Origin of the sequence: Haloferax elongans ATCC BAA-1513 (assembly GCF_000336755.1) — an archaeon.
GTDB lineage: Archaea > Halobacteriota > Halobacteria > Halobacteriales > Haloferacaceae > Haloferax > Haloferax elongans.
The window spans coordinates 35,492-60,183 of record NZ_AOLK01000006.1 but is presented as its reverse complement, the minus strand read 5'-3'; the positions used below and the strand labels follow the sequence as shown (position 1 = coordinate 60,183).

18 protein-coding genes are annotated in these 24,692 nt (G+C 54.1%); 3 read left to right on the top strand and 15 right to left on the bottom strand.

Translation table 11 applies throughout. The annotated features are described in order from the left end of the window. The 5 genes from C453_RS19840 to C453_RS01515 form a co-directional block, all read right to left on the bottom strand. Entirely contained in the window at nucleotides 1-1,122 is a 1,122-nt protein-coding gene (locus tag C453_RS19840) for a chymotrypsin family serine protease (RefSeq protein WP_152417992.1), read from the bottom strand. 626 nt (nucleotides 1,123-1,748) lie between these two features. Beyond that, the gene (locus tag C453_RS20955) at nucleotides 1,749-1,913 is read right to left on the bottom strand and encodes a DUF1272 domain-containing protein (protein WP_083881567.1); all 165 of its coding nucleotides are present in this window, start codon (nucleotides 1,911-1,913) and stop codon (nucleotides 1,749-1,751) included. A 246-nt stretch (nucleotides 1,914-2,159) separates the two neighbouring features. Next, nucleotides 2,160-2,864, bottom strand: a complete 705-nt coding sequence (locus C453_RS01525; RefSeq protein WP_008322249.1) for a cyclase family protein — start codon at nucleotides 2,862-2,864, stop codon at nucleotides 2,160-2,162. Nucleotides 2,865-3,132: 268 nt separating this feature from the next. Further along, nucleotides 3,133-3,612, bottom strand: a complete 480-nt coding sequence (locus C453_RS01520; protein ID WP_008322248.1) for a hypothetical protein — start codon at nucleotides 3,610-3,612, stop codon at nucleotides 3,133-3,135. After that, nucleotides 3,609-4,049 (bottom strand): HXXEE domain-containing protein, encoded by a 441-nt coding sequence (locus C453_RS01515; protein ID WP_241430651.1) that lies wholly within the window; start codon nucleotides 4,047-4,049, stop codon nucleotides 3,609-3,611. Before C453_RS01515 ends, C453_RS01520 begins: the two co-directional genes overlap by 4 nt. Before the next feature lie 407 nt (nucleotides 4,050-4,456). Here C453_RS01515 and C453_RS01510 point away from each other — a divergent pair, with 407 nt between their 5' ends. Next, entirely contained in the window at nucleotides 4,457-5,098 is a 642-nt protein-coding gene (locus C453_RS01510; RefSeq protein ID WP_049907426.1) for a helix-turn-helix domain-containing protein, read from the top strand. A 438-nt stretch (nucleotides 5,099-5,536) separates the two neighbouring features. Here the strand turns inward: C453_RS01510 and C453_RS01505 are convergent, their stop codons facing one another. From C453_RS01505 to C453_RS01490, 4 genes are all read right to left on the bottom strand, one after another. Continuing rightward, a complete protein-coding gene (locus tag C453_RS01505; RefSeq protein ID WP_008322242.1) occupies nucleotides 5,537-6,319 on the bottom strand; it encodes a DUF2306 domain-containing protein in 783 nt (260 codons plus the stop codon). 6 nt (nucleotides 6,320-6,325) lie between these two features. Beyond that, complete coding sequence (locus tag C453_RS01500) at nucleotides 6,326-6,859, bottom strand: hypothetical protein (RefSeq protein WP_008322241.1); 534 nt, start codon at nucleotides 6,857-6,859, stop codon at nucleotides 6,326-6,328. A 214-nt stretch (nucleotides 6,860-7,073) separates the two neighbouring features. Further along, nucleotides 7,074-7,466 (bottom strand): hypothetical protein, encoded by a 393-nt coding sequence (locus C453_RS01495; protein WP_008322239.1) that lies wholly within the window; start codon nucleotides 7,464-7,466, stop codon nucleotides 7,074-7,076. Between the two features lie 113 nt (nucleotides 7,467-7,579). Beyond that, nucleotides 7,580-8,194, bottom strand: coding sequence for a TetR/AcrR family transcriptional regulator (locus tag C453_RS01490; RefSeq protein ID WP_049907424.1), 615 nt, complete (start codon nucleotides 8,192-8,194; stop codon nucleotides 7,580-7,582). A 246-nt stretch (nucleotides 8,195-8,440) separates the two neighbouring features. Here C453_RS01490 and C453_RS01485 point away from each other — a divergent pair, with 246 nt between their 5' ends. Then, nucleotides 8,441-9,640, top strand: a complete 1,200-nt coding sequence (locus C453_RS01485; RefSeq protein WP_008322236.1) for a tyrosine-type recombinase/integrase — start codon at nucleotides 8,441-8,443, stop codon at nucleotides 9,638-9,640. 38 nt (nucleotides 9,641-9,678) lie between these two features. Here C453_RS01485 and C453_RS01480 read toward each other — a convergent pair whose 3' ends face one another. Genes C453_RS01480 through C453_RS01470 form a run of 3 tightly spaced genes read right to left on the bottom strand, consistent with a single transcriptional unit; the run spans nucleotide 9,679 to nucleotide 16,090 of the window. Continuing rightward, on the bottom strand, nucleotides 9,679-13,131 hold the full coding sequence (locus C453_RS01480) for an ATP-dependent helicase (RefSeq protein ID WP_008322234.1): 3,453 nt from the start codon (nucleotides 13,129-13,131) through the stop codon (nucleotides 9,679-9,681). Beyond that, nucleotides 13,128-14,033 (bottom strand): RecB family exonuclease, encoded by a 906-nt coding sequence (locus C453_RS01475; RefSeq protein WP_049907422.1) that lies wholly within the window; start codon nucleotides 14,031-14,033, stop codon nucleotides 13,128-13,130. The genes C453_RS01480 and C453_RS01475 overlap by 4 nt, the downstream gene beginning before the upstream one ends. Continuing rightward, nucleotides 14,030-16,090: a PD-(D/E)XK nuclease family protein gene (locus C453_RS01470; protein WP_008322231.1), complete on the bottom strand. Its 2,061-nt coding sequence runs from the start codon at nucleotides 16,088-16,090 to the stop codon at nucleotides 14,030-14,032. Before C453_RS01470 ends, C453_RS01475 begins: the two co-directional genes overlap by 4 nt. Before the next feature lie 737 nt (nucleotides 16,091-16,827). On the opposite strand from C453_RS01470, the gene C453_RS01465 reads away from it, so the two are divergent. Next, complete coding sequence (locus C453_RS01465) at nucleotides 16,828-18,651, top strand: pentapeptide repeat-containing protein (protein WP_008322230.1); 1,824 nt, start codon at nucleotides 16,828-16,830, stop codon at nucleotides 18,649-18,651. Nucleotides 18,652-18,661: 10 nt separating this feature from the next. Here C453_RS01465 and C453_RS01460 read toward each other — a convergent pair whose 3' ends face one another. The 3 genes from C453_RS01460 to C453_RS01450 form a co-directional block, all read right to left on the bottom strand. Next, on the bottom strand, nucleotides 18,662-20,056 hold the full coding sequence (locus tag C453_RS01460; RefSeq protein ID WP_008322229.1) for a hypothetical protein: 1,395 nt from the start codon (nucleotides 20,054-20,056) through the stop codon (nucleotides 18,662-18,664). 6 nt (nucleotides 20,057-20,062) lie between these two features. Further along, the gene (locus C453_RS01455; RefSeq protein ID WP_008322228.1) at nucleotides 20,063-22,696 is read right to left on the bottom strand and encodes an AAA family ATPase; all 2,634 of its coding nucleotides are present in this window, start codon (nucleotides 22,694-22,696) and stop codon (nucleotides 20,063-20,065) included. A 273-nt stretch (nucleotides 22,697-22,969) separates the two neighbouring features. After that, nucleotides 22,970-24,256, bottom strand: coding sequence for a Cdc6/Cdc18 family protein (locus C453_RS01450; RefSeq protein ID WP_008322226.1), 1,287 nt, complete (start codon nucleotides 24,254-24,256; stop codon nucleotides 22,970-22,972). Nucleotides 24,257-24,692: the final 436 nt, after the last annotated feature.

Here is a 24,692-nt window from a genome sequence, read left to right as displayed (position 1 = left end):
TCACACCTCGACTGGATCTTCTTGTTCAATTCTTGGAATATGTGTCCCTCGTGAAGTCCAGGATGGGTTACCACCAACTGCAAGTGCGTGGACGCCAATAATGTAAACATCATCATTGCTGTCCTTCTCAAAGTAACAACCGCCAGAATCTCCCTTATCCGTTTGTGAGTCGTACCTGTACATGTCCACATCATAGTCGTCAAAGCTATCAACTCTGGCAGTTGAACGTCCTGAAGTTCTACCTTGTTGATACACAGTAGTTGAATTTTGACAAAGTTCTTCTATGCGCTCAATTGGGGTATGGCCTTTTATTGGCCACCCCATATAATCATTAAAGGTGCTATTACTAGCAACGTCCCACTTTGTATTTCTTCCATCATTTTCAATTACTGCGACGTCGTATCCAAATGTGTCTGTTGCTTTGTAGCTCTCTCCTACTCCTCCATTGTTAGCGTTGCTAGGTTGGTACGCTCTTTCATCTTCGTTTGCATTGACACAATGGCCAGCAGTTAACCATCCCCAAGTAGTTTCAGTTGGTTTGTAAACAAAACAAGGTGTACAGTACGTACACTGATTTTCAGTCCCGAGAATGAATGTTCCGGCTGCACCAGCTGGTACGTCATCATATTTCTTAGTATAGTAGTCTGTTTTAACCAGTTTCGTGTTTTCAAATTTGATTGGAATATTTTCTACTTCAACAGATTCTCCGCCATATGAAATACTTTCATTGGTTGATGATGGTAGTGACTCTTGAAGAGATTCCAACACATTCTCTGGTGTGGCCTCCTTTTTTCCATTCTCATAATATCTATTTTCAACAATTATTTTAAAATCTCTATTATTTTCTTTTTGATTATTAGCGATTCTTACATTTACATTATTTGATTCAAACTTTTTTCGGACGCTCTCGCTTACTCGCTTATATGCCTTCTTAGCGCCCTCGATTTCTGCCCAATCTTCACGAGAGATAGTGTGGTAAACCCCTTCACGTTCCAATTTGATACTCCGGCCTTGTTTAGCGGCTTCAATAACCTCTTTGTGATTGGTATGTTTAATATATTTCAACCGGGGGACCTCGTTTTTTGGATCATCAGTTAACTGAGCAAGTGATTCTTTGCTCATGAACTGAAGGGCTGTGGCGGTGACACCTAAGTTTGCTAGAGTTTTGACAAACCGACGTCGGCCGAGCAAATTGTAATTTGTCATTACAATTGACTTATTGGATTTTATGGTTATAAATTTTACTGGTTTTAAAATCGTGTGTTGAAATAAATAATAAACTAAATACAAGCCAGTGTTTTCTATTTTGGGCGTTTATTGACGAAAATAAGTCATGCAACACTGGCATCCTCCGAAACTGTGGATATTCAGGTACGCCTATTTTATATAGCGACATGCTATTCATCCACCAATCGTGGCCTCACGACACACATTTACTAATCAACGTTGTGTAACGTCCACTCCCGCATCAGCCAAAGTATTAACTCACTGTGAGAAAGTCAGTGAGTAATGAAAATGGGCCACTCAGAATTACCCCAACACGGAGCGAGAGGGTTATTCCCCGGTGAGGACGCGTGAATCAGCAGTCCGACTCCCAGGGTTTGGGTGCAGAAGAGACGCCTTCAGACGAGAGACCGAGAGAAAAACGCTACAAGTGGTCCCAGATGACCCTTGACGAACTCGTCGACATCTACTGTCAAGACATCGCACGAAGCGAGATCACGACGGATTCGACGAGGTCAAAGTGATTACGCTAGGGAGACCGGGCGACGGACAAGCTCGCCGCTACAGTTCGGGCACGTCGCGTCCATGAACCCAGTACACTCCGGGCAGAATGTACACTCATACACGCAGATGTAACTCTCGTCTACGTCGGTGAGCGACTCTCCACAACGTTCGCATTCGTCCTTCATTTGTAGAGCCTGGTCAATTCTCCGGGGACAGCTCTGAGGCCGTAGTCGCGCTCATCGGTTAGTCGCCCTCTGTGTAATCACGCTAATTGTTTCGTTGATACGATAGTTTGCATTCGTGGTCATATTGCAGTCGACAATTCGCACGTCGGATGCAAGCAACTGTTGCCTAGATGGGTGAGGGCAGTTTAAGTAATAGAGAAAATGCTCTCTCCTTAAGAGCGATATTGCGAATGCTGTTTTCCTATGTCACTGGTCAAGTTGGGCAAACGCACGAATAGGCATTGCAGCAGTGTCTTTGGCTTTGATTGGGACAGCAAAAAATTGGAATGACTCACCAATAAGCGAATCGAGATTACAGAGATTTTCGACGATGAAGATTTCCTCGTCAAGGAGTCGGGTGTGGACCGGGCGAGCAGGGTTATCATGGTTGTCGGCGTTTAACGTGTCTACACCCACCAGAGAAACGTCTGCATCGATTAGTTTCTCGATGACGTCCTCAGAGATGTATGGGTAGGATCGGTACTGCTCGGTGCCCCAGTTTTCGTCCCATCCAAAATTGAACAGGACGGCGGTACCTGCAAGGTCAGACTCCTGGGGAAGTGCTTCGACGGTCAATTCTTCGTCGCCAGCAAGCCCTCGAGCATCGACGACCGTTCCAGGGAGTACCAGTTCACCGATTTCAAGCTCACTAATGTCACGACCCTCCGGATGTCGATGATACGGTGAATCGAGGTACGTCCCCATGGACGTCTGGAACCGCATTTCGGTAACCTCGAACGCGGCTTTGCCTTCGTACTTCTCCCGAGACTCCTCGTGTGTGAAAAACGGATATACTTCTGCAGTGTACTCCGTGTGGGTCCCGTCATCATTCTTCTGACGGAATCCGGGCATCCCGTCCTCGAACGTGTGACTCAGGTCGACGAACTTCTCACTGTCTACCTTATTCGACATTTGATACTAACCCTCCTTTGTGTTTCATCGTGTTACGTTTCATTGTTTCTACAGTACCGCGGTCGCTGAAAGACAGCAGGGATTTCGACAGGCGTGTCATCATACCCATCAGTTGATTTCGAGTGCTATTCACTGGTCGTAAGGACGGCGCCGCAACTTTCACACTCATACATCGCTGTCAGGCCCATCTGCCCAAGGTAGGACAGTTGCGTATGTTCACACTCGGCGTTGCCTCCGATCCGGTACGCCAAGTTCAGTTCGACTCCCATCAGTAGAACAACCCCGAATTGCCAAACCGATCATAGAGCGTGCTGATGATTACACCCTCTACGCTAACTACAATGACCCAGAAGACCAGTTCCAGTCCCAAAAGTGGGAGCGGTTCGCCGAACATGTTGAACGGTGCATGAAACTCGAAGTAAAGGGCCATCAACACCCAGAGGATTCCGCCATATGCCAACCCGCTCTTGATGGTATTTTCTGGAAGTGAATCGCGAATGTACGCGAAAATCCCGCCATGGAATGCACCGATAAACAACGAGATAGTCATGTATACTCCCGGATTTGTTTCCATCACGGGCAGCGGTTCCATCTGAGTCATGACGGCGATCAGTTTGTCGCTCTGCTGTTCGGAGTGGAATAGTATCTCGTTTCCTAGCTGGAAGAACAGGGCCTGACTGACGAGATTTGCAGCGGTGATACCGATACTTCCTGCAATGCCAGCCGTCACCCATCTGTTGAGTCTCATTGACTGCTTCCCACTTTGCTGTTCGTCTCAACGTCCTTGTTCACATCACTGCCACTATCGCTTCGGACTTCCCACAGACGATGAAAGAGGATTGGGCCTAGAATCAGATAGATGACGGAGGTATAGAGTCCGGGGAAGTAGCCGAACTTACCGGTTGCGAGAACTGGGTAAATAGGATGCAGAATTCCATTTCCGATGACTCCCATGAGCGTGAAGAACCAGACGATGAGCATAGGGCCCTTGATACCACGGTAGATGGCGACCGCACCGAGAGCGAACGCAGCATACGAGACCATGTTGATCTGAACGAACGTGGAGAGTTCGAACGGTGCCGCGTTGAATACCTCGACTGGCCAGCGGGTGTAGAACTCAGTCGTGAACTCTTCGGCAAAGTGTAAGAACTGGACACCAAACGCTATCAAGTACACTGGAAGCACACGACTCGGTTCAGGCATTTGTTGAAAACTCGTTAATATATAACACACATACGCGAGTACGATTGCGGGGACAAACGTAACAATCAGTGACAACCCCGGAGAGAGAAAGGTGAACACCGCAACCAAAATCAGTGTCATCGCTCCCGGGAGAATCGCTTCTTTGGTACGCAACGCTGAGACCAAACTCTCGGACTCGTTGATTCGAACGCCCATCTCAGACCCCTCCGCTCGTATTGCTGATTACAGAATCAGCGAACACTGCACTCATCAACCGTTCCATCCGCAACTGGTGCCAAACGAGGCTTTGTCTTCTCATGAGCAAATTATCGTTCGACTCGAATTTGCAAGTCAACGTTGCCTCGCTAGGAAAGGCTCATTTATATACTCATAGCAGTAGGGTTATCACCATGAAGTCGGTTACGCTGGAAATCACAGTCGAAGGCGGATTTCATCCGGCTAATCAGTTACTCGCAGCGGACCCGTCGATAATCCGTGAGTCACTTCACTACGTTACCATTCTCGAAGATGGGACGATTGTTCTCCTCTACCATCTTCGAGGGGACCTCGACAAAGTAAGAACGTACCTCATGGACCATGAAGAGGTCATTTCCTGTGATGTGCCAGAGAGTGAAGATGGACTTGTGTACATCCACGGTCGCCCGATCGAGCCAATTCGTGATTTTTTCTCTCTTGCCCGGACGCATGGAATCGTGTTTGAGACACCGATAACGCATACTGATAGGGGACTCAGGATCACTCTAAGTGGAGAAGAACAAACGCTTCAGCGTGTTATCTCGGAAATTCCGTCAGATATTGAACTAACCCTCCTTAGAAAGGGAGAGCGCAAGCCAAGAGAGAGTGATATTATCTCGCTACTGACTGAGCGGCAGATGGAGGTACTTACTATTGCAGTTGAGGAGGGGTACTACGAGACACCAAGGGGAACAACTCATGAGAAGATTGCTACCCAACTCGGTGTCGCAACCACGACTGTGAGCGAGCACCTCCGGAAAATCGAACAACGTATTTTCTCTGCACTTGTCAGATGAATGCCCAGTTGAAAGGCCCAACCGGTGATATGTTCTCGGAGTCGCGCTGAATACAACGCGCGAATCGGTCACGCGCTGTCCTTGGGTCCGTAGCATGTGTAGCCATCCACCGAGTTGTGAACCGAACAGTAAGAATCGCCCACCATACTACAAACAGATATAATTATATACTCATAAGTGAGTCAACAAATTGATGAGCCAAGTCGAAGCAACTGACGGAGGAAACAGTCAGATGGGAGTCGGAATTGCGATCGGGGCCGGGGTTGGCGTTGCACTTGGTGTAGCAATGGACAACCTTGCGCTAGGTGTCGCCATTGGTATGGGTGCAGGGATTATGATTGGCGCTGTATTACTGAACCGTTGACATCTCCCTCGCGCCTGAAGATGTCCCCATAACGCGCAGCGGTCTGGTGTGCGAAAGGGACGCTGTGCGTCTCGTCAACGCGGGAATCCCGAGCGGTGGGATATTACGGTTCGCGACTTCCCTGCTCGATCGGTGCGAAACGTCCCGAGGTTTGGTTGAACAAGCGAACTGCTGGACGTGCCAAACGATTGTTGCGTACTGGCGGTCAGGTGATCGAACTGCGTCCGATACCGGCGCACGAGTAAGAAGATGAGTGGCGTCCCAATCACGGTTGGCCATAGCCAACTGACCACCGACGGCAGGAACGTGAAATTGACTGACGAGAACGCAGTCACCGTCGCGATGTACCCGCCCGCCATCCGCGAGAGGTGGCCGTAGAACCACGCCCGAGGGTCAGACACCCCCTGCCTAAACTGCTGGATGTCGTTGCCACCAAACCCGAGAGCGATACCCCCGAACACGAGCATGACCGTCCCGAACCCCGCTCCAGACAAGAGTTGAGTTGCCCCAAACGCACTCAGTCCGACACCAGCGCCGACGAGCAACACTGTTGCTGCCCAGTCGACGAAAGCGGGGCTATCAGTCACTCGCTTGCGTGAAAGGACGCGGTACCCGGAGAAGACGAAGTAGAAACTGAAGACCGCAACGAGCGCGAGGAATTGCCTGGACGGATTCGGATCGAACACGAACAAGGCGAGTGCTGAGATCGAAACAAACGCCATTGAGCCGACGTAGACGCGACCAAGACGTCGATGCCGGTACCCCCCCTTCTTCGTTGCGAACGCGCCAGCACCGGCGAACAGCGCCGCGAATCCGGCGAGGATGTGGAGTCCAAGGGTGATGTCTTCGGCAACCACAGGTGCTCACCGCCTCATGACGAGCGCGTACCCAATCGTCGCTGGGAGAGCGTAGATAACGTGACCGAGAACACTCCAGAGCTTCTCTGGCATCGCAAGGTCGGGGAACGTCGGCGTGAATGGATACCCGACCGCACCAAGCCAGAGCGGCATTAGCAGGACCGAAAGTAGTGCCGTCGAGACGACGCCAACTACCACGGCGAGGGCCACGGCCCCACGAAGCGTTTTCGCGTACTCCGTGAGTGGCTGCCATTGGACAGCCGCGACATACATCACTGCGAGTGCAATGCCGTGGAACTGGTGTATTACCCACCCGGAAACTAAGTCTGGCCCGGAGAGCCCGTACATCATCGGAAGGGCGAGTGCGATCAAAGGTTCGGGGTTCCCGTATTGCATCATCAGACCAAGCGGGATGCTCCCGATGAAGCCACCAACCGCTGCGGCAATCCATGCGAGGGTGGGAACGGCTTTGATTCGCGTGGCGAGCGACTGGGTATAGACTTGGCCAACGTCAGTTATCGACTCTGTCGTATCGGTCATCAACTGATGCTAGAGAAGAGGGATAATAAATCTACTTAGTGAATACTCACTAAGTGGCAGAACGGCACATGGAAACGCTGACGTGCTGTCTCAGTAGTCAAAGAGCCCTCAGAGACGTCCAACATTTGTTCAGGTCTCTGGGCAGAGTCACAAACTGCATCCCTGTTCGGTGCCAGTCATTCAGTAGTGCGGCATCGACGCGATTGGTATTAGCTTACAGTGGTCCCTCAATCGGTGGAATTTGTTGCTCGGGGACTTCTTCGAGGACACTCGACCCTGAGCCCGGTTTCGAGTCCCACTCCCATTCTTCGTGTAACCGGAGACGGCCATCGTCAAGACGTTCGATACGATCGACGGAATGGCCCGTTGCTGTGTCACCATCGACAGTTACGTGCGTATAGCGAAAATCGAGGGTGTCGCCAAGATGGTGGCCAACGAGATGTCCAAGCCTGACCGACCCACCGTGATACCGCGCGTGAATCAGGTCGTCGGTCTGTTCAAACCAGAAGTACGTTTCTCCTCCAACATCTCCGTCGGCGTCGTTCGAGACCGATTTGAACACACGTCCATCGACAGATAACCCTGAATGCGTCTCGTCTTCGTTCATCGATCCAGTCTCGCTCTCAGAGAGATAAAAGTCATTCGTTTGATATATTTATTAGGTTCTTGAGGCAGTGCTATCGAATTATTTGTATCATTCATTTAGGACAGAACCCCCGATTACACTAATAGTGAGTCGATGTATGACGTGGCTTGCGCGTGGAGGGGGGCACCGATTTCTTCCATTTCAAGTGCGAGATAAAATCCGGTTGAACCACTTGCAGCGGCAAGGAGAAACGCCGCGACCCCACGAGCGTCAACCTCGCGGAAGACACCCTGTTCGATGCCGTCTTCGACAATCCCTTGCAGGACTTCGAGATTACTGGATTCGAGTTCGAGAAGCGGCCCTTGTAGCGTCTCGTTATATGGGGCGTGAGCGAGCAACTCCATCACAGCGATGTTGGTTCGTCGTCGCGATTCGTCCTCCAACTTCACAAATATCCTGTCACAGGCTTCTCGAAGTCGCGCTTCGGGACCAGTCGCCTCGAGTTCTTCTAGCTGCCGTTTCAGGAATCCTGTGGCACTTTCGAGGAAGGCAACGACCATGGCATCTTTGGAGTCATAGTGGTAGTACAGGCCGGCCTCGGTCTTTGAACTCTCAGCGGCGATCTTCGCTGTCGTAAGACGCGCGTACCCGTGTTTGGCGAGTGCTTTGCGCACCGCGTCCGCGATTTCTGCCTGTGTCTCGGTGGGGACAGCTTCGGTCACTAATTCACTTAGTGAACACTCACTCATTTGAGGCTTGCGTTAGCTCAGGCAACACGGCGAGACACCATTGACCACTCCCGCATAAGCCGAAGTATTATTTTGCTGTGAAAAACAGCAGAGACCAATGAGATTCACCGGAACGAAATTATCTCGAGACACGGCAAACAGCCTTCCGAACAGTAAATCGGCATGACAAGGCAGTCCAACAGCCAGCGATCCGACGAGGAATCCACGGACCCGGAGACGCGTAGCCGTCGCTACAACTGGTCGCGTATGGACCTCGACGAACTCGTCGACGTCTACTGGCAAGACATCGCACCGAAGCGATATCGCGATGGGTTCGACGAGGACCGCGACGTTCCGACCTACGACTGGCTCACCGAACACGGATACAGTGGTATCGCGTACGCGCTACGCGAGAATCACGATTTGACGCCTAAGCAGTTCTTCGTCGACGTTGTCGGCCTCGAAGACGATACGTCTGAGGAGTGGGAGTGGAACGTCGACCACGAGGATACTGTGAACGCGCTCGAAGCGTATCTCACGTCGATTGAGACCCGTGGTGGACGAGCAGAGAGTACTGTCGAAACCCACCGGACGAGATTAGCGAAGTGGGTTCGGACGTATCGAGAACTGCACGGGACTGATGCGTTGCTCGAACCGCTGTCTGAGTTAGACCAGCAGCCGCGAGAGATAGAGCGGTGTCTCGCCGTCCTCGACGCGTTCGACGAAGAGCTATCGACTGACCGGTCGAAGCTCGAGTATCTGCACGTCGCCAGAGCGTGGTATGCGTTCGTGAAGCGCCGGAAGTACGCGAAGTACAACCCACTTTCGGAGGCCGGCGAGGAGTTCGGGTGGGAAGCCAGCGAACCTGATCCACAGGCGCTGTCGGCGTCGCAGGTGCGTCGAATCTACAGTGAGGTAGATTCACCCGAAGCGGAGTTGCTCGTCGTTGCGCTTGCTGGCTGGGGGTTACGGCCCTCCGAGGTTGCCGCGTTGCACGTCGACCAGGTGGTCTTGGATGCAGAGGATCCACACCTGTCGTTCGGTGATGGTGAGCGCAAGAACGGACCTGGTGAGGTGACGTTGCTGTATGGCGTGGACGTCGTCGCTGATCGTGTCGATGTGCTTTCCGACCGTGAGAACTGGAACGGGTATTTGTTTCCCTCTCGGTCGTCGTCGACGGGACACATGTCCGTAAGTACAGTTCGTCGCCGGTTCAAGCAACTTGCTGACCGTGCTGGAGTGGTTGTTAACGGGGATACACCCACGCCGAAGATGGGACGGAGGTTTTGGTACTCGGCATATCAGGAGGCAGTTGGTGAGGTTCTGGAGGGATTGGAGGGGGTCGCTGAAGACCAAGGGAGTTCGTCGACTGAGGTTGTGCTACGGAATTATCTGTCGAGAGAGCAAGAGCGGAAGGCTCGGCGGAGAAGAATGTACGGGAAGTTGGAAGAGGCATTCGATCGATAGGAAAGAAACACTGTACGACAATTAGTTAGAAAGACGCCTCACTCACCGAACCCCGTGCCCCTAGTGAACGAGTCCGGTGAGCAGGGGAGCTGATTGTGTTGGCACCATTGACAGTGGTCACCGGCTGTGTACCGGCTGTACGTGAACTCTGCAATCAGGTTCATCGACGCCGATATGCTGTCTTTGACAGCCTCCAGTTCGGACTCGGTGAAGCTTCGGGATTCGACTTTCGGACCGATGTTGCCGACATACGTATACCCCGCACGCGTTACGGGCTCGTCGTACATGTCACGACATGCTAGCAGGTAGATTGGAAGTTGCTTGTCCTTCTGTAAGTCGCGGTGACGTTCGGTCGCCTTGTAATCAACAACGAGAAGCTCGTCGTCAGGCGTCCGGTAGACAGCGTCAATGAACCCAATGAGTTCGTGGCCGTCGATACTGAGTTCGAACTGTCGCTCTGCGTCGATGATCTCGTAGCCGGCTAAGTCTAACTCGAAGTATCGGTCGATGCACTCTTTAACTGCAGGGAGGGCGTCCTCAGCTCGCTGGTGACTAGCAAGTCGTTCACCGATCTCGTACCATTCCTCCCGACGTGGGGCGTTCTTGTTCGCGGCTTGCTCTGCAACGTCATGAAACAGCAACCCGATGTCGCGTTGTGATACGTCCCCGCCAGTGGTGTTGCCCGTGTCGTGATAGTCCCGGAAGGCGTTGACGACGTAATCGAGGTAATGGCTACGCGGGCATTCCTCGTACGATGCAAGTGACGTGTAACTGTGTGAGAGTGAGGGGGATGGTTTCGACGGGCCAGACAGTGACTTGACGTTGAGCCGTGAGTTTCCGCTTATCGTTTCGATTTCCCCGCTGGTCGACATCGTTGCGAGGTCTATCACCCGGTCGCGCGCAGCCTGAACCGTGAGTTCGCTCCCGTTGTGTCTGACTGAGCCACCGACATTCCCGATGGTCTCCTTAGCGAGCGTGTCGGTCCAGTCAGCCGCGTTATCTGAGAGGCATTCTCGCACGTCAGTCCAGATTGGGAGGTGGCTGCGTCCAGGTTGCCACGGAATCCGAGCAGGTAGTATCTCACGGACTGCGTTCGAAATCAGGTCTTCTTCTTCGTCAGTGTCGTCTCTGTCGCTCTTGCCTTGTAGAACGAGGATGTCTTCGGCGCGCGTAATCCCGACATGGAACACGCGGCGCGTTTCGCGGGCATCACGCGTGACGTAGTCTTCGTCGAACACTTCCGCTGAACCGTCGGTGAGCCCGGTTTCGAGCGCATCGTACGCGCGTGAGCTCGGTGCCCACTCGTCGGCTGTGACTTGTGGGATGAGAACGACGGGGAAGTCTAGGCCCTTGCTTTTGTGGATAGTCATGATGTTAACCGCGTCGGTAGCTACGTCTGGCTGGCTTGTTGGCGCGGCCCCGCTTTCGTCGAACAGCGAGTCGTAGTGTTCGAGTGAATCTATGAACTCCGGATTAAGCGGCGGTTGCACGGCGCTGTCGCCGTACTGCTCAACGATGTCGTCGAGTTGCGCGAGATCGCGGCGCTCCTGCTCGCTGAGGTACCACTCAATGTTCGTGATATCTTTGAGTTCACGGTACAAGTGCCTGAGCGACGCAGCGTCACGAGCTTCGAGGAGTTCGGTGACGTGGTCGCGTGCCTCTGAGATGCGGCCTGGTTCATCAAACTCGTCAAGCGGGGCGTCGCACAGCGTCTCGACGAGGGGGTCGTCGCCAGCGTTGAGTGTGCGAAGGTCTGCGTCGCACAACCGGTATCGCATCATCAAGATGCGGTTCCAACTAACTTCGTCTTCCGTTCGCGCCAGGGCTTTCAGGTAGGCAGTGACAGTGCCAACACCAACTGACTCCGTAGCGAGGTCACCGGCGACTTGGTACGGGATTCCAGCGTCCTCGAAAGCTTCGAGGACAGGTGTTGCATGCTTGTTTTTCCGGACGAGAAGCGCGATGTCTCCCGGGTCATACGCAGTGTCGAGATTCGCAGCGCCTCCGGACAACAGGTTCTGTACAACGGTTCGGAGTTGCGCTGCACCGTCCGTGTCGCTGTCGTCATCTGGAAGTTCGACTGTGGCAACTGTGTCGCCGTCGTACGCCGGTTCGTTGACTCGATGCAGGGTCTTGTGCCGCTCTCGCTCGTCGAGCTTCGTGATGGCTTCGTTCGCCAAGTCGAGAATCGGTTGATGCGACCGGAAATTCTCCTCTAACGGCTCGTCAGTAAGCGCGTCGAACGCGGCGTCGAGCTCGTCAGTGATGTTGGCTACGTGCGCGCCGCGCCACTCGTAGATCGCTTGGTCGTCGTCACCGACGACAAACAGGTTATCATCAGTGACGAGCGATGTGACGAGATCGAACTGGAGACGATCCGTGTCCTGGAACTCGTCACAGAACACGTAATCCCACCGCGACGCGATTTCCTCGCCGACCGGTGAGTCCATCAACCCGGCGGCCTCGACGACTAACCCGTCGAAGTCAATAAGGTTCCGTTCGGAGAGTTCGCGTTCGTACGCGGCGTAACCCGCATTTAAATCACGAGCGGTGAGACAGTCACTGACGAACGAGTCGAGGTGTTCTGTGAGTTCGAGGTCAAGGTCGTCAGGAATCCCGGTCGGGGCTCCGCTCGCGTACCCGCCGAGCAGATATTTCGGGAGTTTGTACGCGTTGTCTGGAAGTTCTCGCTCACCAGTCTCGTGGGCTTCGAAAGCGGTTTCGAATGCCTCGATGAGGTCGATGAGGCGCTCAACGAAGTCCCGTGCACTGGCTTCGATGCCGTCTGTTCCCAGCGCGTCGCGCTCATCGGTAAGGTCTGAGCGCACTGCAGGGAGTGCATCAAGCACCGTCGAAACAGACCGGCCGCCAAGGTGGTCACTAGCGATGTCTTCAATCCGTTCAGACAGGTCAGCGAGGCCGTACACGCGTTCGGCTGGTCCGAGGAACGTGTCGATGTCGTCTGGCGTGATCCCGCTACGTTTCATCGACCCGATGAAGTTCAATAGCTTCGACGCTGCGCCTGACGCGTACCCGTCGCTCCCGTACACGTTCGGCTTAACGAACCGGTATTCGATTTCGTCGAGGACGTCCAGCACGATCGCATATTTTTCAGCGTCCGTCGCCACGTCGAAGTCCGGATCGAGGCCTGCTTCGTACGCGTAATCGGTGAGTATCTCGTTGCAAATCGAGTGGTACGTGTACGCATCAATGTCGTATCCCGCTGCGCCGAGTTTTGCGTTCAGTTTCTCACGCATCGAGTCCGCCGCGTTGTTCGTGAACGTCAACGCGAGGATCCTGTCTGGCGACACGTCTTCCTCGTCGATGAGCCGCTCGACTTTCCGTACCATTGTGAACGTTTTCCCAGTCCCTGCGCCGGCGAGTACACGCATCGGGTACGCGGACGAGTCGATAATTGACCCTTGCTGCGGTTGCGGCGTCACGTCTTCTTCAGGGACGGGGAACCACGACGGGTATTCAGAATCGCTCATCGTCGAACCTCCTCTGCCAGGCGGTCAGCACACATTTCCGCGTACTCACACCCCGAACATGCCTCTTCACTAATCAGCGCGAACGGAACCGGTTCGTACGCTTCACTCGTTATACCGTCGTGAGCGTCTCGAATCAACGCCCAAATCGTGTCGTAGTGTTCTTCGTAAATCTCAGTTGTCTCCCGTGACCATCCGCGTGCAGAGACATCGTACCCCGACGGCGTACTCTCGAACGAAGTGTTGTTGAGAAGCCCGTAGAAACTGAACCGGGTATCCATCCCGTCCTCGTAGAACGACTCGTTCTTCACGCCCTCGACGTACGTCGCCGTCTGGAACGCGTTCTTCACGCGTTCCGGTTCGTGGGCCTCTCCAGCGAGATGGCCGTCCAGGTATTCTGCGGTCCGTGACGACAGCATGCCGTGCGTGTTCCGCTTGTAGTCAATGACGTGCAACCCGTCGTCCGTTCGCAAGACGTTATCGACCTTCCCGTGAAGACCGCGACCATCACGTTCGCACTCCACCCACACTTCCGTTGCAATAGAGTGTCGAGCGTGGTCAATCCCAGTTCCGCCGTCCGGGTCGAAGAACGCGTTAACCCCGGCGCGGTTCTCAGCGCGCTGGTACACCTGATGTGCATCGGATGCGTAGTCGGCTGGGTTGCAGTGGTCCTCCCACGTCTCAGCGAACATACGTAGCGCCCGGTCGTGAATCACATCTGCGTCGTCGTCAACGTCAGTCGCGTCACACACCGCTTCGATCGTCGCGTGATAAATCGTGCCTTGATTCAAGTACAGTTCAGTGCGATCCGGTGCGTTGACATCCTGTGCGTACCCGTAATCGTACTGCCGCGGGCACGTCGCGTACATCGCCAAGCGCGACGGTGACAACGATGCACGGCTCATCTCCGCACCTCCCCGTTCGCCAGCTCAACGCGCGCCCGTAACGCCTTCCGGAGTTCCTCACCACGAACACCGCTCCGGTCGAGAAGTGCCTGAATCTCACCGATATCCGCTTCTACGTCATCCAGGGACACGGTCACGTCTTGGCTCTGCACACGTCGCACGTCGGCAAGCGCGTCATCCACCCGTGATAACAGGTGCTCTTCAGCCGCGCGTTCACTCGTAATGAGAGTGTCTTCGGCTTCCGTGACCCACGAAAGGTCCTCGTACGCGGCTGTTAAGAACCGTGAGGCGTGCGTTCGTTCTTCGAGCGCCGTGTCTTCGAACTCGTACAAGCAACAGTACAACCGGTCAGTTGCGGCACGGGCCCCTATACTGAGTCGCCGTCTAGCGTGTTCTGCGTGATACTGGGCGAAGGCGCGGCTTGATGCGGTCGAATCAGTCGGGAACGTCGCCTCAACGCTACCTTCATCGAGATCCGTCACACCCGGGTAATCCGGCATCGAAGCAACGCGTTCAGCCGGGAACAACCGAGTCAATGATGGCGTCCCCGGATACTCACTGTCAATGAGATTCACGAGGAACACTGCACGGAACGACTCGTTTTTAATCGCTTGCACGTGGTCAACCCGAACACCGCCGTCAAGGTCCGTCGCACTCGTCTGATTAACCTGCGGCGCGTACTCGTGAGCGCGTTCAAGCATTGTTTCGAACGACTCCCACGTCGCGTCCAAGAACGCCGTGTCTTCGAGGAATGCCGCCATGCGGAACGCACGACGAACGTTCCCGAACTGTGCACGAGCATCAAGCGCCGACGCCCGGTCAGCAATCCGTTCTTTCAACCCGGATTCTGTCGCCCACAAACGCAAGGGGTCTGCAAGCCCGTCCATACTGCTGAGCCGATCTAACCGGTCCGTATCGAGTGCAGGGCCGTGTTCTCGCTGGGCCTCAGTCGCCTCGTCAACTGCAAAATACCGAACAACAGCAAGCAACTCTCGAATCGCCGGGTCATCACCGAACCCGGTTACGGTCGTTGATTCCGTCGGGATGCCAGTCTGCTCGAACGCTTCGATCACGTCAATAACGCCCGACCCGCTTTGCTTCGTCGCCACCGCAATGTCATCGTGATTCCACCCCGGCTTAGCGACAAGTTCCTCGATTCGATTGGCGACATCCGCGAGTTGGTCGTTCCGAGACGCTGAATCGAGAACGGACACTGACCCTTCCTCCGGATCTTCCTGACGCGACTCTTCAGCGAGGAACGCTGCCGTTGCTGCCGGTCGCGTCGAGGGCGTCACGGTGTCTACGCGCCGCGTCTCACTGAACGATACGTACTCAGTAACCGGCCCTGCCTCGATCCACGTTCGACGAACACTCGCGTGCTCCTCGGCAACGCACACAAGTTCACAATCAGAAGCGAGCGCTTCCAAGTACGCCCGATCAAGCGGGTAGAACTCCTCGAACTCCACGGCGAGTACAGCGTCGAAATCGACGACGTCACCGCGAGCCTCACCAGTCAAGACAGCAAGCGCCTCCGAAATCAGTTGCCCGCGCTCCATATGATCGTGTTCAGCGAGGTGCTCGTGGAACGCATCAAGCGCCCCCGCGATATCGCGGAGTTCCGGCGTCTCGTCAGGCGTGACTCCCTGCCACGAGAGCGTGCTCATCACTTGTTCCACGTCCTGGATGAACGACGGTTGCGCGGCAGCGCGCTGCAGGTACTCTGTCTCCCACTCGTACTCCGAAAGAAACCGGTGAAGCAGTTCACGCCGTAACGCGTCAGACAAGATAACCCGTTCGTCACTCTGGTTGAGAACATCAGTCGCGTGAACAACCGGCGACGTCACACGCGGTATGGCTGCACCAGGAAGTTCCGCGTTCAACGTTTCACGAAACGCCTCCATGCTCGTCGGTGCACCAGTCACGACAAGAACATCTTCTGTATCATGTGTTTCGAGGAGCGCCTTGTACTCTTCGCGCGCAGCTTTTTCCACGTTTAACGAGCCGAACGACGTCGTTACCAGCAGCCCGTCAAACGAGCGGGGCGTTAACTCACTCATATTCTAACCCGGAAAATTCGAGAGAGTCGGTGAACAGGAACATAAACTCACATATTTACAGCATCATTTAGAATTTCGCACTGTCACCCGATTTATCATTCAGGCGGGGAATTATTATCACTTGTAGTGAAAGGCGAGTACTGTGACGGACTATTCTGAGCCGACTGAATCAACTCCTGAATCACTATATCGCGGCGTCTGTGCTCTCGCGCCCGGTCAGTCGTGTTGGTACAGCTCTACCGCACACGAATGGACGAAAAAACCTGTGACCGTCGAAGGACCAATCGAGATCTACGAAGACCATACAATCGTACCCGTCCGCGGACCGCAACAAGACCAGGCGGGCTATTATTTCAAAGCTAATCACACAGAGGGGAAAGTGTATCAACGACACGAGAACAGCGAGTGGAACGAACTCAAAGCACTCCGAGTAGACTTCTAAGGCAAGTTACTGCTCTCGATTCGAATCTACCTGACTCACCGCCATCATGACATCACGTTCAACCTGTTCATACACATACGAGACGCTCAGCCATACAGAACCATCCAGCGAGGTCCCATTACCACGAGTCGAGCCGTCGCACTGCCCGCACACCGCAGGGGAAGGTAATGATGAACGGTGCTTATTCCATAGCGCTGAACGAGAATTCCCACCCGATGCTATCAGTTCTGCGCTCCTGGATGCAGTCAATTCACCTGATCGCCCAGCAGTCTTTGCCGGGGGTCGTATCGGTAAGTTGGATCTCTCAGGTCGCGTACTGGCAACGCCGGACGGCTCACCGATTGATCTTCGCGGAGCGACAATTGATGGGACTCTCAACCTACGCGATGCAACGATCAAGGTCCCGTTATTAATCGGGAACGCAGCAATCACTGGCGCACTAGACGCCAAGGGTGCGCAGTTCGACGCACCACTGAGTCTCGCTGGAGCAGATATCGGCGGCAAGCTCAACTTCCACGACACAATCATTAACGGCGGCATCGCAGCGAACAATCTCAGCGCAGGCTTCGTTGACGCTCGCGGTCTCACGGTTCACGGCGCAACAACCTTTCAACACGCATCATTCAACGCAAACACGCGGTTTTCTCGGACAACGTTCGACGGTAATGTCTCTTTCGCCAACGCCAACTGGCGACTCCTTGCGGACTTCGCATCAACACGAATAACCGGCACCGCGACATTCCACCGAGCTACTATCGGTGGAGAGTTCCGACTCAATTCAGCCGCACTCGAAGACGGGATTGACTTGTCGAAGTGCACTGTTTCTGATGATGCAAGCTTCTGCCACGCAGTTGTCGATGGGGTTCTGAACGCCTCACAAACCACGTTCGACGGCGACGCTGACTTTGAGGATCTGCGATGCACTGGTCCGCGCACACAAGCAGACGAAGCCACGTTCAACGGGCATACTTCCTTCTCGCTGTCTGAATTCGACGGCGTCGTCTCCCTCACGAACACGTCGTTTCTCGACGAGGCATGGTTCACGCACGCAATTTTCAACGACTCGGTCAACCTATCTGGTTCGCGTGCAGAGAACTTCATCCATCTCCGCGACTCAACGTTCAACGACGACCTGTCTCTCGCAGATGTCGAGTTCGAACATCAATCATTCCTGCACGGCTCGACGATTCAAGGGGGCGTTGACGCGACAGACGCAACATTCGACCACTTCCAGTTCTCCGCTACTGTTCACGGCGACACTGATTTCCGTGGCTCAAGATTCGATGGTCGAGGAATATTCAGTAACAGCGAATTCGGCGGGCGAGCATGGTTCGACACTGCGTCCTTCGCTGGTGGACCGGACTTCAGCGACTGCCGATTCAAACAACGAGTCACATTCGACGACGCTGAGTTCTTAGTCGAACCGACGTTTGACGATGCTCGCTTCGCTGTGAACCCAGATTTCGAAGCCGCGAACTACCCGCAATCCAGTTCAATGAACCTCTCGGAGAGTCGTCGGAATCTGATTGTTGCGCGGCCTGAAGACCTGCGTAATTCCGGGTTCACAGTCCCAGTTGAAGCGATGAATGGTGACATTATCATTCCTGCCGAAGCAACGAACTTGTTGCAAGTCCCGGTCTCCCGTGCTAAGGTTGTCACAGCCGTGTTGAACGGGTTGGACCAACCAGACTGGTACAGTCGATTCAAGCGGAGTGTCGAACTCGCGCGTACAGCCGTCTCAGAACTCAACGTTGACCGTGGGTCACACGCTGAGGTCGTGTTCGGCTTGACACTCAACAAAGACGGTGACGACCCAGCATCATTTCTCAGCGCCGCGACGCTTGTCGGAGCGTACACGACCGATGCAGATGAAACCGAGTTCACATTCAGCTACCTGAACCCGGAGCTCAGCGATATCGATCACTTCATCACTGTATCCATACACGATGATGCATTCGAATCAGGCGCATCTGTCGGTTCACACATGGAATACCGGAAAGCACTGTTTCGCCGGCAACTTCTCGAACAAACACTCCTCGAACAAGGCGAAGCGAGCTCGAAATACAGTCGAGATGCGCTCCCAGCCCTCGTTGGAATCGCACGACTGTCTGGTTCGTAACGTCAGTCAACTACAACACGGAATCTGGTGATTCCGGGTACTGTAAGATTTCGACTCCCTCGTTATCAACACCGCCTATTTCTCGGCCCAAGTCATCGACGAACAACAAGCCCTTGACAGCGACGGACTCTAACAAGTCGTCCACGGTTTCAACGTACTCCTTGGTTGTTGCGTCTTTAACGAACGCCATGTATTCCAGTAATTCGCGGAGTCCCGTTGCGACGTAATCAATATTCTGCGTGTATTTCACTTCCCCGACGAACACTTGCGCAAGTTCCCATTCTCCCACGTCAGAGGTATCGTACCGCTCTAACACGATATCTGGCCGTCCACCCCACAACGAGTCACTCCCGCCGCGTCCGAGGAACTCCTGAGAAAGCGACTGCCACCTTGAAAGCACCTCGTTCATCCGGTACAAGTACCCGTCTGGTTCAATCGCATCCGAGCCCGCCGACTCGTTGAACGTGAGACTATCGCCTGTCGCATCGTGCGACAACACGAACCTTGATCCGTCTTGTTCCCACGTCGCAATCGTAGACGGACTATCCCGAGCATCGGTCAACACGCGGTACTCCACGTCCTCGTACGCAGCAAGCACGCGGAACACCCAGTACAACTCGAACAACGTGTCAGTTTTGTCGGGCGCGATGAGCGTGTGGTCCAGGATGTCTCGCGCTTCAACACTATCCAGCTCGTAGTTCATCAACTGCCGATACCTATCTAGCAGTACCGCCGCATCTTGATAGAACCGTGACCGCGAACGTTTCACAGACTCGATAGTTCGATCTGTGATTTCCGCGTCAGCGACGTTCACGCGTTGCAAGTAGATGTTTTGCTCGTACACCCGGTCAAGCATTTCCGCTGCAGACTCACCACCATTACCGTCACCGCCAGCGTCCGAGGTCACCCACCCGTCAAGCCAGTCGTACCCTGCCGGGTTTTCGAGCGCGTAAGCGAGGTCATTCGTCACGATGTCATGAATAACCGTTAGTAGCCGCTTCAACACGAGATTCTCATCGATATTGTAGTGCTCTTCCGGTTGCGTGCAAACGAACACTGGTTCCTCTAACCGGCCAGCACGAGCTCGTGTCTTCACCGTCCCTTGCCAGTCAATCTGCCCGCGAATCTCACCGCGATGCTCGAACGACCTCGGAGAAGTCGTCGTCTTCATCCGCCGGATACGCGACTCTAACTGCCGCATGAAATCTAACACGCCGACAGTCCCGCCGTCGTCTTCCGCGTCAGTCAACACGAAGTGAATGCGGAGCAGCGTCTCGATATCGTCCACATTCAATTCTGAGTGCGCTGAGTCGATCACGCGGTCGAGCCGGACGCCTTTCCGGAGATACGTGTGGAAATCAGGCGCTATCGCGTCCAACAACGCCTCTTCAGTCGTCTTACCCACGCGTGATCACTCCTGAGGCGGTTGCAAATCAACTTGGAAGAAGTCACGCGCAACCGTCCACAGCTCACCCGCGTCGTCATCAACAATCGAGTCAAGCCGCTGAATAAGACGCTCCAACTCGTTTCGACGCAAGCCTTCCAACTGCGGGAACACGTACATGATGATCGGCGACACGTAATCCGCAGTCGCTACGGAAGACGCGTCGGCGACGTACTCGTAAATGTCCTCAACAATCGCCGGTCCGATTGCTCGCTCTTCATTCACTGCACGCCAAATCCGCCCGACCGGCTCGAAGTGCTGTGCAGCTTCCGGAACCGACCCGTCTACCGCCCACACAGCAACGTAATCAGCAACGAGCGCTTCCAACTCAGAGTCATCATCCCCGTCACGCTCCGGCAGTTCAGGAATCCCCACTGGAACGAACGCCCAGCGCCGCATGAACGCGTAACTCATCTCGTACAACGACGTCTTATCGAGCGTGTTCATCGTCGCCAGCATCCGCCAATCCTCAGAAATGTAGAACTTATCAGGACTCACTTCTTCGTGGCCCTGGGACGCATCGAGAATCTCGATCGGGTCACCGTCAGACCCGTCGAACGGGAGCGTGACGCTCTCACCAGTCAACGCTGAGAATAACGACCCGAACGCCTTGTCAATATCCGCACGGTTCAGCTCATCAATGATCAACCACTCGTTCGCCGGCGTACCCGCGTCGTCCTTCTGGAACCGGTCCAGCACGATACCCGGTTTGAACTCGAGCGTGTTCTGTGAAGTCGTTTGATACCCGCCGACCGTATCGAACGTAGACCAGTCAGCCGACGCCGTCACAAGCTCGTGCGAATCCTGACCAACCGTTGATTCGCACACTTGCCGCGCCAACTTCGTCTTCCCTGTCCCTGGCGGCCCGAACAACAACACGTGATTCCCATTCGACAACGCCTGCTCAACCCGCGACTGAATCTGGTCCCACTCACCATCCGGGAAGTACAACCGCCCGCGTTCAACCGTAATTTCGGATTCAGAAACCGATAAGCTCGCATCGAAATCCTCGAAGTGGGAAAGCTCACCTAACTCTAAGATCCGTTCATACTCTTCCTGAGTCAGCTCCGTGATCACGAAGCTATTATCTGACTCAACAAGACGACTCGAATCCAACTCCGGATCAGACTCCACGTCACCCCACTGTACTCCATCCAGTGACTCATCCCACCGAAGCGTGATTCCTTCAACAGTCTCATTGTCACTCCCATTCGCAGGTTCCTCGTGTAACCCACGCTCCACGCTCGCTCGCCCAACCACCTGCTTTGCTGGCGAAACCTGATACACCAGCACTTTGTCACCCGGCCTCGCATTCCTGTAGGCAGGCTGATTACGACGCGATTTTCCTGTGGGACCATTCACCTGGTAGAACGACTCACCGCCCTCCCGATGCCAATCAGTCGCCGCTGCATTCACCCAGAAATATTGTGGTCCCTCTTCGAGTTCTGGTAGCGCAATCCCTGCTGTGTCCTGTAAATATGAACCTGCTTCTGGTGTCAAGTGACACAGATACGCCTGAATTACGTCCCCATCCTTGTTCAACGGGTACCTCGTCTTCTCTTGCCGGACGTTCGAATCCAGCAACCCGTCTCGAACCTCATCCAACGGTACCGGGTCGGCAAACTTCACAGTTGAGAGGTCAACGAAGTAATGCTGGCCATCGTCAAACTGTTCTTGATACGCTTCACCCTCAACGACAGAGCATGCTCTTATTTCCTGGTTCGCGTAGTGGAACACAACATCACCGGGCTCCAACACTGTGAGATCCCGCTGCCACTTCGTATCTTTAGACCGAAGGTACTCTCCCTCTAATTCCTCGTTGTGCGTCTGGTTCACCCAATAATAGTTAATGTCGCTAGCAACTTCTGGCAACTCTTCGCCCATGCTCTGCCCCTCTTCGTCAGTAGGCAGTAGATCACCGCAACTCCAAATCAGGGTCTGAACATGCAGCATTGATGGGTTATCAATTCGGCCCTCAAGTCGCTCTAATACTGCGTGGCATGCGTCGTTCAGCTTCCGATATTCACTAGCTCCGAACCCTTGTTTCACTTTGTACCCTGCAAATTCGTCGAAGAAATGCTTCATCTCCGTGTACTTGTAGTGAACATACCGGTGCGGGTGAACGAACATCAGTAAACATCCTGCAAGCGCAAGTAGCGACCCGGGTGATGAGGTGATCTCTTCATAGTATGACTGGAACGTCTCCAGTCGTGCCTCAAGAGCCTCATCAGGGTTGAAAAAGAACGAAAGTGTATTAGCGGTCTCTTTAGGGTTCTCAACGGATATTTTCCTAAACTCAGACCACGCAACTCCACCGTTCTGCCCACCACCAAGCATATACACCGGAATGTGATTGCCAATGCTCACCTGTTCGTCGAGACAGTCCACAAGCACCGGGACCTCATCTGGCTGTAACTGGGTAATGTCGTGGTCGTCCAAGAACTCTGATTGAATCCGCTCTTGGTAATCCCACTTCCACGTTTCCCACCCTACAGAAGCGTCAGTCTCTTTTTCGAACCCTCCCGCGTTCCACACATCAACGAACCGATCGAGCAATTTGTCAAGCCCTTCGAACTCAATCCCGACAGCAGATTCACTCATTCAACAGAACTGGTCAAGCACACCACATAAACATATCTTCGGACAAGAAATTCAGATTCATGGCCATCCGAATATGCCACACACAGAATTCGTGAAGTGGCCAACGGCGGAGAGCGAATTCGAAGCGGAGGCAGTCGGATACGTTGTCAGGGGAACTTCAGGTACGATACGAGTAGAACGGCGTTCGACCTTGCCGCGTAGCTGACAAGGATACTGAAACGGTACAGAAGCGAGTTGCGCGGAGTAGCGAGGGCTTGACTGGCTAAAAGTCAACTACGCCATATCGCGGATGACGTCAGCACCCCCACCAAGTCTGTCCTCGGAGCTGGGGAGATTCTCAATGGCGGTTTCGATGCCGACAGCGAGTGAATAGCGGTTCGTAACGCCCTTGCCCTGTCCCCGGCCAGTGGTCTTCTTCTTGAGGATGTTCGAGTGCGAGAGATTATTCAGCTTCTCTCGGTAGCGCCGGTCAGAAAGACTCTCGACGCCATACTGAGCACAGATCTGTTTGTGGTAGTCGTAGAGCTTGTTCGTCTCTATCCACGTTACGTCGTCGCGAACTGTGTAGTACGTTACGGCCATGAGTGCGATTTTCGCGTGTGTTGGGAGGGAATGGATTCCCCGTTCGACGGCCCTCCGTTCGATGTAATCGCGTGCATCGCGAACGTGCTGTTCCGTCACGGATTGCTCTCCGGCGTCGTCGGCGAGTCGGCAGGCGCGGAAGAGCAGCTTGATTGCCTGGCGTGCGTCCCCAGAATCAGCTGCCGCGAAAGCCGCTGCCAGTGGGATGACGTCCGGTTCGAGTACATCACTGACTAGGACTTTGCCGTCGATCCCGTTGGTCGAGACAGTAGGGCGGGAATTTTCAGCAGCCCTTTCGACGAACTCTGTATTTTTGAGCCCCTTCGCTGCACGGCGAGCGAGAATCGCGCGGAGTTGGTTAGCGTTGTAGGGTGAGAACTCGATTTCGTCTTCTCCGAGTGAAGAGCGGACGTCTGCATTCAGATTCTCGCGGAACTGCAGGTCGTTCGTGATCCCGATGATAGAGAGTCGGACGTCATCAAGCTCGAGTCGGGGAAGTTCGTAGAGCACGTAGTCATCGTCACCGATGGCGTCGATCTCGTCGAGAATCACGATGATTGTGCCACCAATTCTGCGGAGCTCCGTAGTGACCATCTGGAAGAGCGCCTTTTTCTGGTGTCCTTTCGGAAGTTCAGCACCGGGGCCTCGAAGTTCTTTCACCAGATGGGTGAGTAGATGGTATGACTTGTCCAGCCCTTTGCATTTGACGTTCACCACAGTGACGTCGATTCCCTGGTCATCGGCGAAGCTCTGTAGTTGGTGAGTTTTGAGATTGATTGCGGCCGTCTTTCCCTGCCCAGTTGGACCATAGACGAATACGTTGAGTGGCGTTGACCCTAACGTGGCGGGACGGAGAGCACTATGGAGTTCGTCGAGTTCCATCTCGCGCTCTGGAAGCTCACGAGGACGGTACCCCTTGTTTGGGTTCAACACGTCCATATCGTCGAAGATTGTCTGCTCCTCGCCGAACTCTCGCATGGGTGATTTCTCGTTGGATACTACATAAAACTCCCATGTCCAGTGACGCCAAAGAGAGAGGGGTGCATCCACTGACAAACAGTTCGCTCTCGCATAGAGGGAGAGGGGGGTGCGTCCAATGTACTCTCTCGAAGGTCGAAGAGGGTACAGTCGCTGCCTATTCCCGTGGAAAGTACTAAGTGACGGCCGGTTAAACCAGAACAATACTGCGTGAGAAGTCGAATAGAAGGAGTCACTTTTAGAGTGTGGGCGCCGGAGATGTTCAGTTGAGTACACTGGACGCACCCCCCTCTCAGAGGCGATGTTTCTGGGTTGCTTCTACGTGGCTCGTTACACTGGACGCACCCCTCCCTCTCTGAGTGCTCGATGCAACGAAAAGTTGCATTTCTCCTGAAAAGCCCGAGTGGTGAAGGTGGGTTTTGTTAGTTACGAAGAC

What these genes read in the sequence shown, in the direction of transcription:
- C453_RS19840 (WP_152417992.1), bottom strand. Translation starts at nt 1,122, where the DNA reads ATGAGCAAAGAATCACTTGCTCAGTTAACTGATGATCCAAAAAACGAG.
- C453_RS20955 (WP_083881567.1), bottom strand. Translation starts at nt 1,913, where the DNA reads ATGAAGGACGAATGCGAACGTTGTGGAGAGTCGCTCACCGACGTAGAC.
- C453_RS01525 (WP_008322249.1), bottom strand. Translation starts at nt 2,864, where the DNA reads ATGTCGAATAAGGTAGACAGTGAGAAGTTCGTCGACCTGAGTCACACG.
- C453_RS01520 (WP_008322248.1), bottom strand. Translation starts at nt 3,612, where the DNA reads ATGAGACTCAACAGATGGGTGACGGCTGGCATTGCAGGAAGTATCGGT.
- C453_RS01510 (WP_049907426.1), top strand. Translation starts at nt 4,457, where the DNA reads ATGAAGTCGGTTACGCTGGAAATCACAGTCGAAGGCGGATTTCATCCG.
- C453_RS01500 (WP_008322241.1), bottom strand. Translation starts at nt 6,859, where the DNA reads ATGACCGATACGACAGAGTCGATAACTGACGTTGGCCAAGTCTATACC.
- C453_RS01495 (WP_008322239.1), bottom strand. Translation starts at nt 7,466, where the DNA reads ATGAACGAAGACGAGACGCATTCAGGGTTATCTGTCGATGGACGTGTG.
- C453_RS01490 (WP_049907424.1), bottom strand. Translation starts at nt 8,194, where the DNA reads ATGAGTGAGTGTTCACTAAGTGAATTAGTGACCGAAGCTGTCCCCACC.
- C453_RS01485 (WP_008322236.1), top strand. Translation starts at nt 8,441, where the DNA reads ATGGACCTCGACGAACTCGTCGACGTCTACTGGCAAGACATCGCACCG.
- C453_RS01480 (WP_008322234.1), bottom strand. Translation starts at nt 13,131, where the DNA reads ATGAGCGATTCTGAATACCCGTCGTGGTTCCCCGTCCCTGAAGAAGAC.
- C453_RS01475 (WP_049907422.1), bottom strand. Translation starts at nt 14,033, where the DNA reads ATGAGCCGTGCATCGTTGTCACCGTCGCGCTTGGCGATGTACGCGACG.
- C453_RS01470 (WP_008322231.1), bottom strand. Translation starts at nt 16,090, where the DNA reads ATGAGTGAGTTAACGCCCCGCTCGTTTGACGGGCTGCTGGTAACGACG.
- C453_RS01455 (WP_008322228.1), bottom strand. Translation starts at nt 22,696, where the DNA reads ATGAGTGAATCTGCTGTCGGGATTGAGTTCGAAGGGCTTGACAAATTG.
- C453_RS01450 (WP_008322226.1), bottom strand. Translation starts at nt 24,256, where the DNA reads ATGCGAGAGTTCGGCGAGGAGCAGACAATCTTCGACGATATGGACGTG.